Source organism: Sporomusa sp. (genome assembly GCF_057736855.1).
This window is the reverse complement of the sequence record NZ_JBYKYF010000127.1, coordinates 8,276-8,705: the sequence shown is the minus strand read 5'-3', so window position 1 is coordinate 8,705 and position 430 is coordinate 8,276. Positions and strand designations below refer to the sequence as shown.

The 430-nt window shown below is 46.3% G+C and carries 1 protein-coding gene; it reads left to right on the top strand.

The features are described from left to right. Positions 1-52: 52 nt before the first annotated feature. The coding region (locus tag AC29Z1_RS09755; protein WP_488271272.1) for a phage tail assembly chaperone at positions 53-430 on the top strand (378 nt) is incomplete at its 3' end.

The window sequence follows — 430 nt, the reverse complement described above, 5'->3', positions numbered from 1 at the left end:
TATTTTGTTCACGGATATTCAAAGACTGCCGATTTAGGAAAGGAGATAGAACATGAAAAAACGCGAAACAGAAAAAATCGTTGAAATTTCCGGCCGTAAATTTAAAATCGAGAAGTTTGATGCTTTAACCGGTAGCTATATTGCGTTTACCTTGGCGGAGAAATTCCTCCCCATGGGGCTTGAAGCTAAAGCAGGTCTTGTGAATATGCCGAAAAACCGGACTCTGCTGTCGCGGGAAGAATTCACACAGCTACAGAAAGACTGCCTCTCTGTGGTCAGTGAAATTCTGCCCGCTGGCGCAAGACCGGTAATTGCCGAGAACGGCCTGTGGGGAGTAAATGACATTGCAAAGGATACGCGCCTGGTGCTCCTACTTACTATTCACGCTCTGGCGTTTAATATTGCCAGTTTTTTCGACGGCGATGGCCTG